This is a genomic window from Robinsoniella sp., assembly GCF_034124845.1.
In genome coordinates this window covers 1-19,054 of record NZ_JAWYAJ010000568.1, presented here as the reverse complement: position 1 = coordinate 19,054, position 19,054 = coordinate 1, and the positions used below count along the sequence as shown (strand labels likewise).

Sequence of the window (19,054 nt, the reverse complement as noted above, 5' to 3'; positions counted from 1 at the left end):
ATCACAGATTGCAATTCTAATCATTGTCTGATTCCTTCCCTAACTGTGTAAGTAATGTACGATAGCTTTCCAGTACAGTTGATAAATACTTCACTTCATTATGGCTGAAATCAGATAGCAGATAACTGATTTTATTTTTGTCTTTTTCATCTTGCCTGCCAATAATGTAGTCGCTGCTAACACCAAGTGCGCGGCACAGTGAAGCTAATGTATCTATACGGAAATTGGATTTTCCACGTTCAATTTTCTTTATGGCTTCAATTGATAATTCACATGTTTTAGCAAGTTCAGAAATAGTCATCCCTTTTTCAATTCTCAATTCACGGACACGCTTTGCTGCAATTTTATTTACTGTCATCTCTCATAACCTCAATTCAGATCCCCACATCATAAAGTAATATTAATTTTTATACTATCAGTATTTTGAACAAGTTTAAAGGTACTTTAGTTGTGCAAAATATTTACTATAGTACACTTTAATTATATGAATAAGCGCTTTAATTTAGAAGTTGTATTTCAGACGATAAAACTTGCATTTGGAACAATCTCTATTCTAAAAAGAACTTTTTATGTCATAATATTAATATCTTAAAAAAGAAAGGAATGAGTATCATGAAAACAAAAAACACAAAAAAGTATGCACTTCAAAGCCTCATGAGTCTGGCAGATATCCTTGCCATGTTAAACGTTAACACCACCTGTACGGGCCCTGGATTCCAACCGAAATTGCCGAAGGCAGCAGAGAAATACAAACGCGGCTATAGATGAGGCTGGCTGCGCGCCTCGTAGGTGAGGCTATCGACTTTGGAATTATATCCAAGGAGGAACAAGAGTTATATGTTTGTACTTTATGCACTATGGGGTTTGGTGCAATTACCTGGGCTACATTGCTAATTCTGGGTTACTTGTTTCATTGTTTTTGGGGCTGTGTAATGTTTCTTATTCTCTATCTGCCACTGAGGATATTTGCCGGAGGTTTGCACTGTAATAATCGAAGAAATTGTTATACTTTGTCTGTTGTAATATTTGCTGCAATGATAGTTACATATCACATGGTGGGAAGCGCTTCTTCAATTTGGCTGGACATTCCACTATATATAGCGGCAGCTGTGATCATTATCATGGCTCCTGTGGAAGATAAAAATAAGCCGTTGGAGTATGCAGAGGCTCGACATCACAGAAGAATGGCAATGTTTATTCTGCTGATTGAAATGTCGGTATTGTTTTGCATTCAAATATTGTTTCAAAACAGATTAACCAGGGAAATTATCTTTTTTTCAACGATTCCATATAAGCTGCTTGCCCTTCAATTAATTCTGGGTGCAGTAAAAAACAAATATTTCGTACCAGCAAAATCTGAAGAATAGCTACAGTTTAATATATGTCTCAAATAGCACAGGGGCATAGAGTATGAACCAAGCGTGATAAGAGCCTGTACCATCCGGCATATTTATTGCGCGTGATCGGAGAATGAGCCGTAACATAATCGTTACGGCTCATTCTCCTTTTTAAACTAAAACCCATCCCAATTTTAAACAATTTAACCGTATTTTGTAAGCGCCAGTCTTTCTGATCTATGATATGATGATCTAAATATGAAATTCCGCGGCAGAAAGCAGAGTATCGGAACTGCAGCGCCGGGAAAAAGTAACCTGGGAGGGAAAGAAGATGAAAAGTATAGACGAATTAATATGGAAAGAGATAAAACACAATCAGATCAAGGGTGCCCAGCTGGGGGTGTATCAAAATGGATTACCTGTATTTGAACATGTTTATGGCTATCCGGCGGAGACCATATACCGGCTGTATTCCCTGAGTAAGCCGGTGGCAGCTGTGGCGGCAATGCTGTTGGTGGAGCAGGGAAAGCTGGATCTCTTAAGCCCAGTCAGTGAATTTTTAGAGGAATTTCAAGAAATGAAGGTCTGGACGTCGAAAGGACTTGTAGCATCGGAGAGACCGGTTCGGGTTAGGGAATTGTTGAATATGACGGCGGGCATTGTATATCCTGATGAGGACGGACCTGGAAGGTTCATGCAGGAGGCGTTTGATGATATTCAGAGGAGAGCAGATACGGAGGAAGCCTATTCCACAAGGGAGGTTATGAGTATCATCGCCGGGCAGCCGCTGGCATTCCAGCCAGGGGAGAACTTCCGCTATGGGCTGTGCGCAGATGTTCTTGGCGGTGTGATAGAAGTCATAACAGGTCAGAAGTTAAGTGCATTTTATCAGGAAAATATCTTTGACAAGCTGGATATGGAGGATACGGGATTTTTTGTACCCAGGGGAAAACAGAAGCGTCTTGCAGAACTTTATTGCAAAAAGGAAACCCCGGAAGGAACCGTGCTTTTGCCCGATGGGAACCGTCACCTGGGACTTGGTTACGGGCTGGTGCCGCCGGCATTTGAATCGGCAGGAGCCGGACTTTACTCTACTTTAGAAGATTACTCACATTTTGCCAATATGCTGGCGGCAAAAGGAGTCTATAAAAATCGGCGCATTCTATCTGAAAAGACGGTGGAGATGCTTGGTGTAAATCAACTGGGAGAGAGGCAGAGGCAGGAACTTTGTAAATCATTTATCCATTTAAGAGGATTTGGATACGGCAATCTCATGCGTATTCATATGGAGCCCGGTATTTCCGGCATGAATGCACCGGCAGGAGAATTTGGCTGGGATGGCTGGAGTGGTCCTTACTGTTCCATTGATCTGGCCAGTCAGCAGGTAGTGCTGTATATGACTCAAATCAGTGCTTATTCCGGCTGGGAACTCCTGGGGAAGATTAAAAATATCGTTGCTGACGGTAAGAAAAACAGTTGTAAATATTCGGATTTCGAACAAAATGAGTGAATCTTGAAATCAATATCCCTAAATCTTTGTGATATCATAAATTCATCAAGAAAACAAAGGTTCTGAAACAGGAGGACGAAAGGAAGGGTATTATGAAGAGAAGGAAAGTATTAAGCCTTGTATTGGCAGCGGCAATGCTTGCGGGAACACTTGCAGGCTGCGGAGGATCAGGAGACACAGCGGGAGCGGATAACGGTACAAAGGCAGCAGAAACAAAAGAAGCAGCGGCGCAGGACAGCAAAACCGACAGCTCTGAGGCAGCGTCAGAAGGAGCCGGGGAAGGAGCAGGGGAAGCAGCAACCGGGGAAGCAACGGCGGCAGATGGAGAAGTAACCACCCTTACATATTGGGGCTGGGATACCAATTGGTATGAGCCAATGTTTGCTGAGTTTGAAAAAACGCATCCTAATATTAAAATAGAAGCTACAACGGTAGCATTCAGCGATTATTTTACCAAAATCCAACAGGCAATTGCTTCTGGTTCCGAATTGCCAACTATGGTGCAGCAGAGTTGTACTTTGATAGAGAATTATAAAGAACTGGGGATTTTTGAAGATCTTACAAAGGATCCATATAATGTTGACCCGGATAAATTCTTTGACTTTATCAAAGGACGTGCCATGACGGATGACGGCGCATTAATAGGAATTGAACAGTCGGTATCTCCATCTGCAATTGCTTATAAGAGAGATCTGGCGAAAAAATACTTTGGAACTGATGATCCGGCAGAATTAGCGGAAATTTTCAAAACTACTGATGATTATATTAAGTATGGCAAAGAAGTTCAGGAAAAATCAGGTGGAAAGGATTATCTCTTCCATTCAGGAGGTGCGGTGGCAGAATGGCTTTATTTCGCAGATACCACAGACCTGCAGAGTGGAAATACGGTAAACTTTACAGAAAAGATGTCACCTGTTATGAACCTTTTATGTGATATGAGAGACAACAAGGTAGTAGATACCTTTGAAAATGGAACCCCTCAGGCGAATGCTACTTACTCAGACGAGAATCATCTCTTCTATCCATGTCCCAACTGGGCAATTACATATTACATCAAAGCCAATGATCCTGACGGATCGGGAAACTGGGGCTTAATGATGCCGGCAACCGGCGGATACAGCCATGGAGGATGTTCTGTTGGCATTACGAATACAAGCACGGATGCACAAAAAGAAGCTGCATGGGAGTTTTTAAACTGGGCATTTTTCACCAAGGAAGGTGTAGACACAGCTAAAAAGGAAGTGGAGTATTATGTACCCACCAAAGAATTTTATGAAGACGCTTCTTATGCTTCCGGTAAAGATGATTTCTTCGGAGGACAGGATGTGGGCGGTTTCTTATATGGGGAGATTGCGCAAAGTATTAAACTGCCAAAGTCATCCATCTATGACCAGACCGTGATTGATATACGGGATCTTCTGGCAGCAGCCGTGATGTCAGATTCCGGCATGACGGCAGAGCAGGCGCTTCAAAAAGGTCTGGAGGAATGTACCAACCGGATTACCGACAGCGGCATAGAAATCAAATAGTGTAAGACAGAGCGGAGGAGTGGGGCTTTTACCGGTGTAAAAAGACACTGCTCCGTTTTTTATGCCCAAATTTATGCTCAAACCAGATGTTATAAGGAGGATCTTTACAATGAACAGTAAAGGAAATAAAAAATACAGTGTATTCTGGCCTGTGGTTTTTATTGCACCATTCATTATATTCTTTTTTACTTTTAATTTATTTCCCATCATTTATTCCTTTTTCCTGAGCTTCACCGATTGGAATGGAATCGGGGAAAAGGTCTTTGTGGGACTTGACAATTACATACGGATATTTACCAAAGACGCGACCTTCTTAAAGTCACTTTGGAATACCTTATATATCATGGTACTGGGATTTCCCATCTCGGTATTTCTGGGGCTTTTGATTGCTGCATTTTTAAGCAGCTTAAAGAAATTCCGGAATTTATTCCAGACCATTAATTTTCTTCCGTATATTACGACTCCGGTTGCAATCGGTCTGATCTTTACCTTTTTGTTTGACTGGAACACAGGGATTATCAACCGTATCATTGAATTTTTGGGCGGGGAAGGAATCAACTGGCTGGGGAATGCAAAGTTTGCTCCGGTTGTAATCGGCATCATGATTATCTGGAAATGCACCGGCTATTATATGGCACTTTACCTTGCGGGGATTACATCCATATCGACGGACATCTATGAGGCTGCAAAGGTTGACGGAGCAGGGACGGTGAAGACTTTTTTTAAGATTACCATGCCTTTGTTAAAACCCATTACGATTTTTATTACGATTACAAGCCTGATCTATGCACTGCAGTTATTTGATGAGCCGAATCTGATGTTTAATGTGTCCACCACCAGTATTATCGGCGGACCGGACCGCTCCTGTCTGACTATGGTGTGGAATTTCTACGATGTGGCATTTGGTTCTACGGCAAGGCTTGGCTATGGATCGGCTGTATCCAGTACCGTATTCATTATTATCGTTGCAGCATCCCTGATCGGAATGCGTTTTATGAACCGGAAGGAGGAAAATTGATATGAAAAGAACAGCAAAGATTTCTTCTTATATTATTTTAGGTATTATTTCCTTTATCTCCCTGGTCCCATTTTATCTGATGGTGACGATGTCTACATACAAAACGGAGGAAATTTTCAAAGGACTGCCATTTTTACCTTCGGGTTATTTTGGGGAGAATATTAAGACGGTGTTTCAGTCCAACTTTGTGCAGACTTATATGAACAGTTTACTGGTGTCCTTCTTATCCATGTTTATCTGCGTTTTGGTCAGCGCCATGGTAGGATATGCCATGACGGTTTATAAGTTTCGCTTCAAGAAGGCACTTACCAACTTTATTATGCTGACTATGATGGCGCCCACACAGATTGGAATTATCGGGTATATGATTGAAATGCGCACTTTTCATCTGACAGGCAGCCTGTGGCCCATGATTCTGCTGTGGTGCGCCAATGGATTCGGTGCATTCTGGATGATTCAATTTATCGGGGGATCCCTTCCGGTGGAAATCGTGGAAAGTGCCCGTATTGACGGTGCGGGCGAAATGAGCATTTTCTTCAAAATGGTATTGCCCTGTATCAAACCGGGTATCCTTACATTGTGCCTGTTGATTTTTCTCTGGTCCTGGAATAATTATCTGGTGCCGTTGGTATTTGTAAACAAAGAAAGTCTCAATACCATCCCCATCTTTATCAAAGGGCTTGCTAATGCTTACCGCACCGATTATGGTGCTCAGCTGTCGGGGCTGGTCTTTGCGACCATTCCGCTGCTGCTGATGTTCATTCTGGGATCCAAGAACTTTATCAACGGTCTGACTGCCGGAGCAGTCAAGGGATGAGAGAGACCGGGCTTTTACGAGGTATGTGTCCATGGTATAATAATCACCAGATAAAGGCGAAAAGGTGCTTTCAGATATCATGTGTGGGTTTAAGCATGCCGTAAATGCTTATGGTAAATACGGGCATATTCGTTTAATTCTTGGAGGTAGGTTTATGAACGAAAAGTCTAGGATCTATATTGTAGATGATGAAATGATGGCAATCGCCTATTTTAAATCCCTCATCAGGGAGATATCCGGTGATATTGAAATTGCAGGAGAAGCCCTTCAGGGGGCTGCGGCATACCCTGAGGTCTGCAGGCTGAAGCCGGATATCGTATTTGTAGATATCAGTATGCCGGTGATGAATGGACTTCAGCTGGCTGAGAAACTGCTGAAAGAAGACAAAACAACGAAAATTGTACTGCTCACTTCTTACCGGGACTTTGATTATGTAAAAAAAGGCATGGAAATGGGTGTTGTCTCTTACATGCTTAAAAACGAACTGACAGCTGACACTCTGAGGGAAGAAATTGAAAAGATTATGGGCAGCCTCAGAGAAGAGCGTCATAAAGCACATATGTATGCCGAACACAATCTAAGAAAATTTCTCACCAGCCAGGCAGCAGACAAAGAAGATATTATTTACCGCAACCATCCCATGCAGCGGTACAGTCTGCTCTATGCCTGGGAGGATCAGCCTTTGAGCCTGGATGGGGAACATAAAATGTTTTCCGAATGTGAAGGGGAACTGCTGGAAAAACTGGATTATCCTAAGGGCATTACATGCAGAAGTGCGGCTGCTGTGGGGGATGGCAAGTGGTGTACCATTATTTTTATTGATGTAAATGTTGCAGACAGTAAAGAACTGCTAATGGAGGCTGGGGAAGTGGTTCGCAGGGGATTGCTTCAAAAAGGAGTCCGCATCAGCTGTATTGCATCCAAAGCCACAAAAAAATTTTTAGAACTGCCGGGGCTGTATAAATGTCTGGATGAGTTGTCAGACTATACTTTTTTCTACGGAGGCGGCAGAGTTCTCTGGCAGGAAGAACTGGAAAAACGACGTAAGGCGGAACCGGACTGCGATGGACTGATGCTCCAGCTGATGTATACCCTGGATGAAGAAGATAAAAATGCATCGGAGTTTACCTTGCAGCAAATGCTGGAGAAATATAAATCGGTGTATTCCAGGACGGAATACACCAGAATGCTGCGGGAGATACGCGGTATCCTGAAACGCTATGCTGACAGGAAAAAGGTGGAGGCTGGGACCATCTGGGAAAATCACGTGTTTGCAGACACCAGGCAGGTAGAAGAATGGTTTTATGCTGGGCTGCGTGAAATCTACGCGGGGCTGGATTCTTTCAGGGAAGAACAGTATTCCAGGATGATCGGGCTGTCCCTGGAATTTATTCATAAGAACTTTGAGAAGAACATCTCTGTACAGGATATTGCAAATGCTGCAAATATTTCAGAAGGACATCTGCGGAAATGCTTCAAGAATGAATTGAATATTACAGTAGTGGATTATCTCACAAATTACCGTATCCGCCGTGCGAAAAAAATGATGAAGAGCGGGGAGTATAAAATATCCGAGGTCTTTGAAAAGGTTGGATTTACGTCCAGCCAATATTTTAGTTATGTTTTTAAAAAGATTGAGGGTGTTACCCCCAGCGAATTTCTGAAATCGCTGTAAAGGTGTTGAAAGTAATTTAACACACGCCGGAGAACAGGAGGGAGAATCATGAAGAGGACAATCCGTACTAAAATTATGCTGATGGTTTTTATTCCCGTGATTGCAGCATTTCTAATCAGTGGTTTTGGAGCATCCCAGTATTTCTACCGTATTCTGGAGAGTCATACGGTGATGGGAGAAGACCAGAAACTGGCACAGACTGCAAGACAGCTTCAATATATTCAAAATAATGTGATTAATATTGCAAAACAGATTGTAATCGACGAACAGGTGCAGAATCTGCTCCGGGAAGAACGCAGTGAAGACGTGCTGGAAAGCCTGATCACCGAGCGCAGCGTAAAGCAGACCCTGCGTACTTATATCAATCAGTTTCCCTATATCTATGGCGTGACAATTGTATCTCCTGAAATGGCTTCCTATTCCAGTAACCAGACAGAAGGGAAATTTAATCCGAACAAAGAGGAGTGGTATACAAGTTTTAAGAAAACAGGTCTCTACAAAGGATTTTCGGCGCCCCATATTTATACGCTGGAGCAGGGAAGCCAAAAAAAAGAAGTAGTCAGCTACATTATGAGCTTCAAAGATATACGCAACGGCAAAGATATTCTGGGAGATATTATTCTGCATGCCGGCGTGCCGGAGCTGGAAAAATATGCAAAGCTGGACACCGGTCTCTTAAGCGGATACGCGCTGTATGACCGTGAGGGAGAAATCATATTGCACAACGGTACCATCAGTCTGCCATTTAGTGCAATCAAACAGTATAGCGGCGGACAGAGCCATCTGGAAAATAAAAATACGGTTTTAATCAACCGTGGTCTGGAAGATGGCTGGACCATGGTGTCGGAAGTATCCAATAATCTGCTGCTTACACAGCTAAAATATATCAAATTGTTCTTTGCTGCAATTTTCATAGGAACAATCAGTATCCTGGCAGCAGTTTTATATTTTTGTATCCGGAATATCACAAAACCCCTGGGACAGCTGCACACAGCAGCTGTTCAGGTTGGAACAGGTGATTTTGAAATTGCGGTGGATATTCGGACCAACGATGAATTAATGGTACTTGGGGAAGCTTTTAACACTATGGTTGCGGATATCAAACGTAGAATGGAAGAGAGTATCCAATATGAGAAAACTACAAAGGAAATGGAAATCAACCGGCTTATGCTGCAGATCAACCCCCATTTCATCTATAATACGCTGAATTCCATTGTTTACATGGCACAGATAGAGGGCAACAGGGAGATTGTAAAATTTTCCAATGCATTTATATCGCTGCTTCAGGATACCCTTCGGGTGCAGAAGGACAGCATTTTTATCAGCATGGAGCAGGAACTGAAAAATATAAAGAATTATCTCACACTCCAGTCTTACCGGTACCCGGATCGGTTTGATGTCATTTACGATGTTGATGACAGTGTATATGAAGCAGCGGTTCCCAATGTATTGATCCAGCCCATCGTGGAAAATGCCATCTTTCACGGATTGGCGGGAAAGACCGAAAAAGGAATTTTAGAGATTACAATCCGCCGGATAAAAGATGGCAGGGATGATATACAGATTACCATACGCGATAACGGTCTTGGCATGACGCAAGAGGTGGTAAACCACATCTTGAATCAGGACGATTCCATTCAGGGCCAGATGAGGACCATCGGAGTGGGAAATGTAAAAAGCCGTATAGAGCATATCTACGGGAAACAGACAGGCACCAGGCAGGAGGGGTGTAAAAATGATCCTGCAGGGAGTCTGCATAATTATGGAATGGAAATTATGAGTACACCGGGTGAAGGTACGGTGGTAATTCTGAATATTCCATTTTTGAAATTGGATAAAAATAATCATGTTTAACAATAACAGGAGGATTCTATGAATACAGAAATTGATAGCAGAAAGGGTGGTTTTACCCTGCCGGGAGAAGCCGGTTATGAGGAACTTACCTTAAAACTGGCAGAGCAGTGGGGAGCAGACGTAATTCGTGACAGTGACGGGACGGAACTTTCCAGAGAGATTCTGGATGCAGGCTACGGCATTTACTCCACCATCTGCATTATCCGGGATCATAATGACTGGGCGAAAAAGAATATGGATAAACTGCAGCAGACCTTTCTGATTACACAACCGAAAACAGCAGTGGAGGAAAACGTTACTTTCCTGCTGATGGAAGATTTTTTTGAAGAACAGTTCCAGGTGAATGACAGTGCGGATGCCATGAAATACTGGCAGGTATATGATCGCACCTGCAACGAAGAAGTACCACGGGAACATTGGAGTTATGACAGAGAGGAAAAATCCGTAATGGTAAAGGGAGTTCCACTCTGGCATAAGTATACCGTAAGCTTTCTGGCATACCGTATCTGGGAAGAAATCTCCATGTATAATCATACTACAAATGGATGGGATAAGGAGCACCTGATGCAGATCGATCCCAGATATCCTGAGACCCGGGAATATATGCTGGGGTGGATCAGGGAATGGTGTGAGGCACACCCGGATACAACGGTAGTCCGTTTTACTTCCATGTTCTATAACTTTGTGTGGATGTGGGGAAGCAGCGAAAAAAACAGGCATTTGTTCACGGACTGGGCATCCTATGACTTTACCGTGAGCCCCCTTGCCCTGGATGAATTTGCTAAGAAATATGGTTATGCTATGACTGCGGAGGATTTTGTAAATCAGGGGAAATTCCATGTAACCCACATGCCGGGAAACAAAAATAAGGCCGACTGGATGAAGTTTATCAATGATTTTGTAATTGATTTTGGTAAAAAGCTGGTGAAAATTGTCCACGACTACGGCAAGGAAGCCTATGTGTTTTATGATGACAGCTGGGTTGGCAATGAGCCCTATGGAAAAAATTTTGAAAAATTTGGATTTGACGGAATTATCAAAGCAGTTTTCAGTGGTTTTGAATCCAGGCTTTGCAGCGGGGTCAAGGTGAAGACCCATGAACTTCGGCTTCATCCTTATCTGTTTCCAACCGGTGTGGACGGTTCGCCCTCATTTCTGGCGGACGGTGATCCCAAGGCGGAGGCACAGAGATATTGGAAAGATGTGCGCAGAGCAATCCTAAGGCAGCCGGTTGACCGTATCGGTCTGGGCGGATATCTGCATCTGGTTGAGCGAAAGCCCGAGTTTGCGGCTTATATGGAAGAATTGGTGAATGACTTCCGCAAGATCCGGGAACTGCATAAAACAGGGGGCCCCAGAAATTTGAAACCCAGGGCTGCCGTTTTACATTACTGGGGAAGTCTTCGTTCCTGGACTTTGTCGGGACATTTCCATGAGACTTATATGCATGATTTGATTCATATTAATGAAAGCCTTTCCGGTCTGCCTTTTGAAGTCAGCTTTATGAACTTTGAAGATATCAAAAAAGGTGCATTAGACCAGATTGATGTAATAATCAATGCAGGTACAGCAGGCACGGCATGGAGCGGCGGAGATGCATGGAAAGATGACGAGGTTATAGAAAGACTCACACAATGGGTATATGGCGGAGGCGCCTTTATTGGGGTGAATGAGCCTTCTGCAGCAGAGGGCTGGGATACATACTTTCGTATGGCACATGTGATGGGCGTAGATAAAGATACCGGGGCAAGGGTGTGCCATGGAAAATGGACATTTGCGGCTGAAGAAATCCCGGGGCTGATCCCGGAGGGTGCCTGCATAGAAGCAGGAGAAGGGCGGTATCTCACAGACGGATCAGCCAGGGTGCTGCTGGAAAAAGAGGGGCAGCCCATGTTAACGGTACATTCATTTGGCAGAGGATGCGGAATCTATCTGTCCTCTTACCGGATTAGCCCGGCGAATACCAGGATGCTGCAAAATCTAATTTTATTTGGAGCGGGAGAAAATACGGATCAGGATTTTATCACTTCCAATCTGAATACAGAATGCGCTTATTTTCCCGAAGGACATGCGCTGGTAGTAATCAATAATACAGATAGCCAACAGGAAACGCTGGTAAAGGTGGAAGGCAAAGAGATTTCCTGCAGCCTGAAAGCATACCAGACAGAGGTTATAAATATTTTCCAATAAAATGCAATAAAAACCGTTAGAATGCCAGAAACTGGATATACTTCAATTAATGAAACATCTCATGAAAGGAGTATAAATAATGATCAAAATACCGATTACATTCCAGACCCCGGATGACGCTGTCCAGTTCGTAAATATTGTCAGTAAATATGATGTAGATGTAGACCTTCGTTATGGTCATCATATCGTTGATGCAAAATCCCTGGTGGGAACCCTGGCACTTAGCTCTGCAAAAAACATGGAAATGATCATTCATGATAATGAATGTATGGAACTGGTACAAGAGGTAGGACCATTTGTAAGCCGCAGAATGATGGCTTCCAGGAATTCACATACCCCGGACCCCACGGGACGTTAGTTCCATACTGCTTTCTGATATGTATCCATGATTCCATAGTTAAATCTCTTCCAAAAAAGCTGCCGGCAAGTGCGGGCAGCTTTTTTTAGATATATGTACCATTTCACAATTGCGGTTATTCAAACCGTATCCATGCCTCTTTGGGAAGAGCCAGTTTGCATTCAACCTCCATGCATTTGATCAGGCCTGCGATAGCGGGACAGGATGCATGGCCGGGAAGATGTTCCGATGCATATTCATATAAGGCTCCCGTTCCCGGCTTTCCAAGACAGACCTCATAAGCATCAAAAGTATCTCCCAGGTCATCAAACATTTTCTGAATGCTTGCGCATCCGGAATCAACTTTAACGTTTACTTCCATCTGATCCTCGGAAGACGCTTCTATTGTGGTGATCAGCCCGCAGATACCCGGATTAATAGTTACTTTTGTCATATGTATATACCTCCTTCAAAAGTGTATTAAAGCAAAATAATATGCCATATTTTAATTATAAGGCGGCTTTTGAAAAAAGCATAGACTTTTTATGGATTTTTATCAGTTATTTTGCAGGTCTTTGATTTAAATCCGCAACGGAGGACATATCAGTATAGATTACATAAAATATAGGATATTTTCCTTTATACACCTCATCTACAAAGAGACCGTTAGCTTTAACCGGTATGTAATGGCCATCGGTGTGAAGCAGTCTGTAAGATAGAGTGAAAGGAACTCTTTCGGGCAGGGATTTATAGTACACCTCTAAAGCAGCAGGAAGATCATCCGGATGAATCTGGGAGAGGACATCATAATCCGGGTCTGAAAATGCCCTGGAAGAAGTACCCGTCAGTTGTGTTCTCTTCTGGTTAAAATATAGCATTTTAAATTTACCTTCTACCCATGCAATTTTTGAAATACCATCGATGGATGTACTGATTAATGCCATCATATCCTGCTGATTTACATGAAATACAGAATCGCCGTCAATATTTTTACTGAAAATACAATAGGATCCTTTTCCGTGGCCTTTGGTATAGTATAATGCCTGGTCCGCTTTTTCATATAACTGGGTATAAGAATTTCCATGGTCCGGGAACAGGGACACGCCGATACTGGTGGAAATAAAATAGTCACTGTTTTTTCCAAAATTCTTCCTGCCAAGTTTTGCGCAGAACCGTTCTAATTTATTTATCACGGAGTCTATATCATGGAAATCTCTCATGAATGCCGCAAATTCATCCCCTCCGATCCGTCCCACGATGTCACTGTCACGGAACTGTGACCTTAATTCTGCAGCAAATTCAGTGATAATAGAGTCTCCAAAGGTATGGCCGAAGGTATCATTAATGTTTTTGAAATTATCAATGTCAAAAATAATAAAAGCGTGGCGGTTTCTGTTCGGGTTATTCTGGCAGAGTATACTGGAAATCATGTCTTCTGTAGTTCTTTTGTTGAACAAACCGGTAAGGGAGTCCATCTGTGATTTTTCAAGAAGCATTAATTCCCGTTTTTTTTCGGCATCAATATTCTGCCGGTATGTAATCATACGAATGGATTGGTTGGATGACCAGTAAAATATTCTGGCATTAATCCGCATCCAGCGGTAGTTATCCGCTGACTCCAAGAATAAGAAATCGTAGGTCAGGGTATTAATACCGCTTCGATATACTTCCAGTATGTGCTGGGGAGAAAATATCTCCAGGTAACCATTAATATATTCCTCTTTGATCTGTTTTTGTGCTATGGTCTTCAATGCCTGATCATAAGGGGAATCCCTATCAATTCCCAGGCTTTCAAAATAATCCTTGGTGCCCTCCCCGCAGGCACAGTTATGGGTGATATCCAGTTCATAAATATTTTCATACAGACCTACCGTGGCTTCGTGGAGCAGTTTCTGGTATTCCAGTTCAGCATCAATGGAAAATTTTAGGATCTGTTTATTATATTTGCGTAAAACCTTTGTAATGATCAGAAGTACACAGATGATAATAAAAATGATAATCAGAATACTTCTGCCAAACTGCATATTAAGCCGGTGGTTCGTTGCGGTAAAGTCATTTGCCACTACCAGATAGCATTCTAAATCCGGAACATAGCGGGTAATGTAATATATGTTTTCCAGTTGTCCGGCTCCGCTCCAAAATGCCTCTTTTCCGGTTTTGTTCTGCAGAATGGTATTCTGATATCCAGCAAGAGGGGTAATCTGAAATACAGACACATCATCAGAGTCCGATTCGGAAGCTGCCTGTATGATTCCGTTTTGGTCAATCAGCCTGGTGGTGATGGCGTACTGTTCTTCATATTCTTTAAACAGCTTTTTAAAATGATCGGAATTTATTTCAGTGTCTGCTGTCCACGCAGGGCTTTTGTTCTTCGCATCTGTCAGGATAGAATCTATTTTTTGCGAGATACCATCGGAAGCAAGTGCGGATACATGTTCAATATTTTTTTGGAAAATCAGGAAATACGAACGGTAACTGATAATGGAGGTTATCGTAAATCCTGCCGCGATAATGATACAGATAATAATATTAGTGCGTAAAAGGGTATTCTTTTTCATAGGAATTCCAGCTTTCTGTTCCGAATAAGACTTCTATTTAAAGTAAAATAACTATTCATGAATCTGACGGTATAAATAACCGGTGGTAAATTCAGCCCAGCTGTAATTGGACATGTATTCTCCGGCGTAACTGTTAATTGCCCGGACATCTCCATCTAGAAAATTATAATAGTCGCATTCTATTTTGGAGGTATCCACTGAAATGAAATTACGCTTTTTGATTACAACGTCATCTGCATCTGCACTTTTAAGTGTTTTCATCATATCGCTGACTATTGTCTGAAACTGTTTTTGAAGAGAAATGCTGTATTCCCTGTCTTCCCACAATATGGCACTTAGTTCGGCAGTAGTTGATCCTGCGCCTTTCCGGTCGATGAGATATGCAAACAGTTCTTTGGATTTAATTCTTGCAAATTCAAGAGGAATATTTCCATTAAACACCTCGAAACTTCCAAAGGTCTGTACACGAATTTTTTTGTCCGTTTTTTTCACAATCGGATTTCGCAGAAAAGTTATTTCTGAATGGATGCTTTCTACAGAGACTGGCTTTAGCAGGTAGCCGCTGGCATGGAGAGAAAAGGCATCTACGGCATAATCCGGAAATCCTGTGACAAAAATAATATTAATATCGGGCTGCGTATCTTTAAAACGTTTTGCAAGTTCAATTCCGTTCAGCCCATACATTTCCACATCTAAAAAAGCCAGATCCACAGGGTGTGATTTCACATATTGCAAAGCATCAAATGGATCCAGGAAGGGCTGTATCTCACATTCCGGCTCAGCTTCTCCCAGAATTCGGATTAAGTAAGCAAGTGCCAGTTCTTCATCATCTACGGCTATAATGTTCATGTTCAGTCGCTCCTTTGTAAATAGTAATAACAGCAGTCGTTCCCTCTTTGGGAGCGCTTGTAATGGACAGGAGGCTGCCCCCCAGTGAATATAAGCGGTTACGGACATTTTCAATGCCGATATGGGTTCGCCCGTCATCCTGTTTTTTATAGGGATCAAATCCAACCCCGTCATCAGAGATTGTGACGACAAAGGCATTTTCCGTTTCTCTGGTGGAAATGGTAACGGTACCGCCGTTAATTTTTTTCGTCACGCCATAGCGGACTGAGTTTTCCACCAGGGGCTGTACCGTCAGGGATGGAAGCAGAAACCCATCTGCTTCTATGTCGTAAACAATCCGCAGTCTGCGCCCAAACCGCAGTTGTTCCAGGGACAAATAATTTTTTGTATGGTGCAGCTCCTTTTCAAAAGGTATGGGTGCACTGCTTGATAGAGAATCCAGATTCCCTCTTAGAAAACTGGCAAAGTCACCAACTGCTTTTTCTGCACGGATCGGGTCTATTGCACAGAGTTGTTTGATGGCAGTCAGAGAATTGTACAAAAAGTGAGGTTGTATCTGGCTAAGGGCTATGGATATCCGGCTCTGGGCAAGTTCGCTTTCTAATTGTCTGGTCAGATAAGTATTATTGATGCTTTGGTTGAGATACCGCACAATAAATATAAACTGGGTAATTAAAAATAGTAAAAATCCAGTGATAAACCAAATGTTAGAGGACAATATCTGTACAAAATAATTCACTACATCGCCAACTCCTAAAAGGCAGAACAATCCGGAACGCAGTATAAACTTTGTCGTTTTGTTCCCAGTGTGCCTGATTTCATGCAGCAGACAGAAAAATGTAATACAGGTAGAAATGCCCAGTAAAATGCAAAGAGGAGTTAACAGTTCATACCCATCTAAAATTCCGCTTCCCTGTGCAAGGATAAACAGCAGGAGAAATCCCAGCAGGGAACAGGCAATGCCAATCAGCGGATATCTGGCTTTTCCCTCCACGAAATTCAGCAGGTAAATCACAAGCAGGATAGGAGCCAGTGACAGACAGACTATATCTAAAATATTGGTAAACAGGCCATAAGGTATAATCAGTGAAATCAGATTAAAGTCAAGGAGTATCCATATTCCGCTTATAATTGTAAAAAATGCGAGATAAAAAGGTGCAGGTGATATGGCTGTTCTCAAAATTTTAAACAACAGCAGTATTCCTAAAAGCATCATACCAAAGAGAACCACAAAAAACCCCAGGAAAATCTTGCCAAAGTTTTTCTTCAGGAGAAATTGTAAAAGTGAACCTGTATCTCCTTTGTAGATCTGCCGGAAGAAATTATCATAGGATATAGAAAGATTATTTTGGTAATTACTGCTTAATTCAATTTTTATTTCATCCTGTTTTGTAATATAAGGGAACGCAACGGAAATCCACATATTTCCTGGTGATTTTGCAAAGGGGGGATAAGTGCCCTTTTCACCATAAGAAAAGTATTCCGTTCCATTAATATAAATTTTAATGCGGACATTGTTCAGACGGAAAAGCAGTCGTTCATTTACCTGTACATCCTGGTTAAAATGTCCGGTCAGCGTAAGGAGAGGTACCTCAGCAGCATTGATACTGGTATCGGGAGTCAGTTCTTTCCTAGAACTGGCAGTGGAAGTCTGATAAGTTCCAATAAATTGCATTAAGGTAAGATTATCAGGCTTTTTATAAATATTCTCTTCCTGTATGGAATAAACCAGCAACAGCACAGAAAGAAAGGATATGGTGTATAAAAGAACAGAAATCGGCAATGGTAAATGTCGTTTCAAAGTCAGGGCCTCCTCTGTAAAAACCGGGTAATTTACGATGATCTAACTGAATAAGTATAAAATGATTACCACACCAATACTACATCTGTATATTATGTGAAATTAATGGAAAGCAAGCTTGACATTTTTGCAGAACAGGTATATGATTAAAATGTAAAGGAAACTTTCCATAATAAGAAAGGGGCGGTGGGGTGAAAAACCGGTTAGAAGAAATAAGAAAGGAAAGAGGAATCCGCCAGGAACAACTGGCGCAGGATCTTGAGGTTTCCAGACAGACAATCGGTTCACTGGAAAATGGAAGATACAATCCCTCTATTTTACTGGCATTTAAAATTGCCAGGTACTTTGAAATGATGATTGAAGATATTTTTATCTATGAGGAGGAGTAGAAAATGAAGAATAAGATCGGAAAATATGTTTTGCTTTCAGTAGTTGGATTTGTTTTAGGTGCATCCGGTACCATACTGGCGAAAGTCTGGAGGGATGCCCAGGGAATGATGACAGTACTGCCATATCTTATGATCGGTATTGGTGCTGGTATATTTGGACAGAATATCGGCACGTTAGTTACCAACCTAGCGTACCGGAAGAATCCGGAAGCTGCAAAACAGATCTTGATTGACACCAATGACGAGCGCAATGTATCCATAAGGAACCAGGCAAAAGGAAAAGCGTATGATATCATGATCTACGTATTTGGCATACTCATGCTGGTCTATGCGTTGATGCAGGTGGAACTTTGGGTAACCCTCGCACTTGTTGGAGCATATTTGATTGTGATTATGGCTAATGTATTTTATATAAGCAGATATAATAAAAATATGTAGACAGATAAGCATTAAATAACGGACAGAAAGAGGAGACATATAGAAATGGCAAAAGAACAGAAAACCAATGCAATGCGCATTCTAGAAAAAAACAAGATTCCCTATGAACTTATCACTTATGAATGTGATGAATTTATAGACGGTCTTCATACTGCGGAGAAAACAGGTGCGCCTGTAGAGCAATCTTTTAAAACACTGGTTGCCCAGGGCAAGAGCAAGAACTATTATGTATTTGTGATCCCCATAGCGGAGGAAGTACAATTAAAGACTGCTGCAAAGGCAGTTGGAGAAAAATCGGTAGAAATGATCCATGTGAAAGATATCAATAAAATAACGGGATATATCCGAGGGGGGTGCAGTCCTGTGGGCATGAAAAAACAGTACAAAACGATCATACACAGCAGTGCACAGAAATACAGCGAAATCTATATCAGCGGCGGGAGACTTGGAGCGACAATTAAGCTGTCACCGCTATCCCTGCAGAGGTTGATAAATGCAGAGTTTGCGGATATTATAGATAAATTTGGGTTTTGCTGAGTAAGGACGCTTTGTAAATGATAGGTAGTGTACGGAAAGAGAAGGGGGCGGACCAGGACATTGGTTTGGAATGCTTAACGCAGAACTGGCATTTTCTAACCTTCCCGGAGCACTTTTTGGCGGCACGCGGGCATTCGCTCCGAAATCCTGATGCATTTCCCAGCTAGAGCGTGTATTAAAATTCCTTCCTGCCATCTGCACATCCCACTTTGCGG

Annotated in this window: 19 protein-coding genes; 13 read left to right on the top strand and 6 right to left on the bottom strand. The window is 42.2% G+C overall.

Features of this window, described 5'->3' with window-relative positions:
• Window positions 1-16: 16 nt before the first annotated feature.
• Window positions 17-358: a helix-turn-helix domain-containing protein gene (locus ACH2DQ_RS28095; protein WP_395028738.1), complete on the bottom strand. Its 342-nt coding sequence runs from the start codon at window positions 356-358 to the stop codon at window positions 17-19.
• A 254-nt stretch (window positions 359-612) separates the two neighbouring features.
• Between ACH2DQ_RS28095 and ACH2DQ_RS28090 the strand changes: the two genes are divergently transcribed.
• From ACH2DQ_RS28090 to ACH2DQ_RS28045, 10 genes are all read left to right on the top strand, one after another.
• Entirely contained in the window at window positions 613-768 is a 156-nt protein-coding gene (locus tag ACH2DQ_RS28090; RefSeq protein WP_394913874.1) for an AgrD family cyclic lactone autoinducer peptide, read from the top strand.
• Window positions 765-1,367 carry an accessory gene regulator B family protein gene (locus ACH2DQ_RS28085; protein ID WP_394913873.1) on the top strand — a complete coding sequence of 201 codons (603 nt, stop codon included), beginning with the start codon at window positions 765-767 and terminating at the stop codon, window positions 1,365-1,367. Before ACH2DQ_RS28090 ends, ACH2DQ_RS28085 begins: the two co-directional genes overlap by 4 nt.
• A gap of 301 nt (window positions 1,368-1,668) precedes the next feature.
• Window positions 1,669-2,847 (top strand): serine hydrolase domain-containing protein, encoded by a 1,179-nt coding sequence (locus tag ACH2DQ_RS28080; RefSeq protein WP_394913872.1) that lies wholly within the window; start codon window positions 1,669-1,671, stop codon window positions 2,845-2,847.
• 92 nt (window positions 2,848-2,939) lie between these two features.
• A complete protein-coding gene (locus ACH2DQ_RS28075; protein ID WP_394913871.1) occupies window positions 2,940-4,376 on the top strand; it encodes an ABC transporter substrate-binding protein in 1,437 nt (478 codons plus the stop codon).
• Window positions 4,377-4,485: 109 nt separating this feature from the next.
• A complete protein-coding gene (locus tag ACH2DQ_RS28070; RefSeq protein ID WP_394913870.1) occupies window positions 4,486-5,394 on the top strand; it encodes a carbohydrate ABC transporter permease in 909 nt (302 codons plus the stop codon).
• A gap of 1 nt (window position 5,395) precedes the next feature.
• Window positions 5,396-6,211: a carbohydrate ABC transporter permease gene (locus tag ACH2DQ_RS28065; RefSeq protein ID WP_394913869.1), complete on the top strand. Its 816-nt coding sequence runs from the start codon at window positions 5,396-5,398 to the stop codon at window positions 6,209-6,211.
• Window positions 6,212-6,365: 154 nt separating this feature from the next.
• A complete protein-coding gene (locus ACH2DQ_RS28060; RefSeq protein ID WP_394913868.1) occupies window positions 6,366-7,886 on the top strand; it encodes a helix-turn-helix domain-containing protein in 1,521 nt (506 codons plus the stop codon).
• Window positions 7,887-7,934: 48 nt separating this feature from the next.
• The gene (locus ACH2DQ_RS28055; protein ID WP_394913867.1) at window positions 7,935-9,740 is read left to right on the top strand and encodes a sensor histidine kinase; all 1,806 of its coding nucleotides are present in this window, start codon (window positions 7,935-7,937) and stop codon (window positions 9,738-9,740) included.
• A gap of 18 nt (window positions 9,741-9,758) precedes the next feature.
• Window positions 9,759-11,930 carry a 1,3-beta-galactosyl-N-acetylhexosamine phosphorylase gene (gene gnpA / locus ACH2DQ_RS28050; protein ID WP_394913866.1) on the top strand — a complete coding sequence of 724 codons (2,172 nt, stop codon included), beginning with the start codon at window positions 9,759-9,761 and terminating at the stop codon, window positions 11,928-11,930.
• 79 nt (window positions 11,931-12,009) lie between these two features.
• On the top strand, window positions 12,010-12,288 hold the full coding sequence (locus ACH2DQ_RS28045) for an HPr family phosphocarrier protein (RefSeq protein ID WP_394913865.1): 279 nt from the start codon (window positions 12,010-12,012) through the stop codon (window positions 12,286-12,288).
• A gap of 115 nt (window positions 12,289-12,403) precedes the next feature.
• Here ACH2DQ_RS28045 and ACH2DQ_RS28040 read toward each other — a convergent pair whose 3' ends face one another.
• From ACH2DQ_RS28040 to ACH2DQ_RS28025, 4 genes are all read right to left on the bottom strand, one after another.
• On the bottom strand, window positions 12,404-12,721 hold the full coding sequence (locus ACH2DQ_RS28040) for a DUF6951 family protein (RefSeq protein ID WP_394913864.1): 318 nt from the start codon (window positions 12,719-12,721) through the stop codon (window positions 12,404-12,406).
• A gap of 106 nt (window positions 12,722-12,827) precedes the next feature.
• Entirely contained in the window at window positions 12,828-14,825 is a 1,998-nt protein-coding gene (locus tag ACH2DQ_RS28035; RefSeq protein ID WP_394913863.1) for a diguanylate cyclase, read from the bottom strand.
• Between the two features lie 51 nt (window positions 14,826-14,876).
• Complete coding sequence (locus ACH2DQ_RS28030; RefSeq protein ID WP_394913862.1) at window positions 14,877-15,674, bottom strand: response regulator; 798 nt, start codon at window positions 15,672-15,674, stop codon at window positions 14,877-14,879.
• On the bottom strand, window positions 15,652-17,475 hold the full coding sequence (locus ACH2DQ_RS28025) for a sensor histidine kinase (protein ID WP_394913861.1): 1,824 nt from the start codon (window positions 17,473-17,475) through the stop codon (window positions 15,652-15,654). Before ACH2DQ_RS28025 ends, ACH2DQ_RS28030 begins: the two co-directional genes overlap by 23 nt.
• A 191-nt stretch (window positions 17,476-17,666) precedes the next feature.
• Here ACH2DQ_RS28025 and ACH2DQ_RS28020 point away from each other — a divergent pair, with 191 nt between their 5' ends.
• The 3 genes from ACH2DQ_RS28020 to ybaK are packed head-to-tail and all read left to right on the top strand — an operon-like array spanning window position 17,667 to window position 18,839.
• Window positions 17,667-17,864 (top strand): helix-turn-helix transcriptional regulator, encoded by a 198-nt coding sequence (locus ACH2DQ_RS28020; protein ID WP_394913860.1) that lies wholly within the window; start codon window positions 17,667-17,669, stop codon window positions 17,862-17,864.
• Window positions 17,865-17,867: 3 nt separating this feature from the next.
• A complete protein-coding gene (locus tag ACH2DQ_RS28015; protein ID WP_394913859.1) occupies window positions 17,868-18,302 on the top strand; it encodes a hypothetical protein in 435 nt (144 codons plus the stop codon).
• A 45-nt stretch (window positions 18,303-18,347) separates the two neighbouring features.
• Window positions 18,348-18,839, top strand: a complete 492-nt coding sequence (gene ybaK / locus ACH2DQ_RS28010; protein WP_394913858.1) for a Cys-tRNA(Pro) deacylase — start codon at window positions 18,348-18,350, stop codon at window positions 18,837-18,839.
• On the opposite strand, the gene ACH2DQ_RS28005 is transcribed toward ybaK, so the two are convergent.
• On the bottom strand, window positions 18,774-19,054 hold a 281-nt coding region (locus ACH2DQ_RS28005; protein ID WP_395028736.1), incomplete at its 5' end, for a DUF6783 domain-containing protein. The genes ybaK and ACH2DQ_RS28005 overlap by 66 nt on opposite strands.

What these genes read in the sequence shown, in the direction of transcription:
- ACH2DQ_RS28040 (WP_394913864.1), bottom strand. Translation starts at nt 12,721, where the DNA reads ATGACAAAAGTAACTATTAATCCGGGTATCTGCGGGCTGATCACCACA.
- ACH2DQ_RS28085 (WP_394913873.1), top strand. Translation starts at nt 765, where the DNA reads ATGAGGCTGGCTGCGCGCCTCGTAGGTGAGGCTATCGACTTTGGAATT.
- ACH2DQ_RS28030 (WP_394913862.1), bottom strand. Translation starts at nt 15,674, where the DNA reads ATGAACATTATAGCCGTAGATGATGAAGAACTGGCACTTGCTTACTTA.
- ACH2DQ_RS28095 (WP_395028738.1), bottom strand. Translation starts at nt 358, where the DNA reads ATGACAGTAAATAAAATTGCAGCAAAGCGTGTCCGTGAATTGAGAATT.
- ACH2DQ_RS28065 (WP_394913869.1), top strand. Translation starts at nt 5,396, where the DNA reads ATGAAAAGAACAGCAAAGATTTCTTCTTATATTATTTTAGGTATTATT.
- ACH2DQ_RS28045 (WP_394913865.1), top strand. Translation starts at nt 12,010, where the DNA reads ATGATCAAAATACCGATTACATTCCAGACCCCGGATGACGCTGTCCAG.
- ACH2DQ_RS28075 (WP_394913871.1), top strand. Translation starts at nt 2,940, where the DNA reads ATGAAGAGAAGGAAAGTATTAAGCCTTGTATTGGCAGCGGCAATGCTT.
- ACH2DQ_RS28055 (WP_394913867.1), top strand. Translation starts at nt 7,935, where the DNA reads ATGAAGAGGACAATCCGTACTAAAATTATGCTGATGGTTTTTATTCCC.
- ACH2DQ_RS28035 (WP_394913863.1), bottom strand. Translation starts at nt 14,825, where the DNA reads ATGAAAAAGAATACCCTTTTACGCACTAATATTATTATCTGTATCATT.
- ACH2DQ_RS28070 (WP_394913870.1), top strand. Translation starts at nt 4,486, where the DNA reads ATGAACAGTAAAGGAAATAAAAAATACAGTGTATTCTGGCCTGTGGTT.
- ACH2DQ_RS28080 (WP_394913872.1), top strand. Translation starts at nt 1,669, where the DNA reads ATGAAAAGTATAGACGAATTAATATGGAAAGAGATAAAACACAATCAG.
- ACH2DQ_RS28015 (WP_394913859.1), top strand. Translation starts at nt 17,868, where the DNA reads ATGAAGAATAAGATCGGAAAATATGTTTTGCTTTCAGTAGTTGGATTT.
- ybaK (WP_394913858.1), top strand. Translation starts at nt 18,348, where the DNA reads ATGGCAAAAGAACAGAAAACCAATGCAATGCGCATTCTAGAAAAAAAC.
- gnpA (WP_394913866.1), top strand. Translation starts at nt 9,759, where the DNA reads ATGAATACAGAAATTGATAGCAGAAAGGGTGGTTTTACCCTGCCGGGA.
- ACH2DQ_RS28060 (WP_394913868.1), top strand. Translation starts at nt 6,366, where the DNA reads ATGAACGAAAAGTCTAGGATCTATATTGTAGATGATGAAATGATGGCA.
- ACH2DQ_RS28090 (WP_394913874.1), top strand. Translation starts at nt 613, where the DNA reads ATGAAAACAAAAAACACAAAAAAGTATGCACTTCAAAGCCTCATGAGT.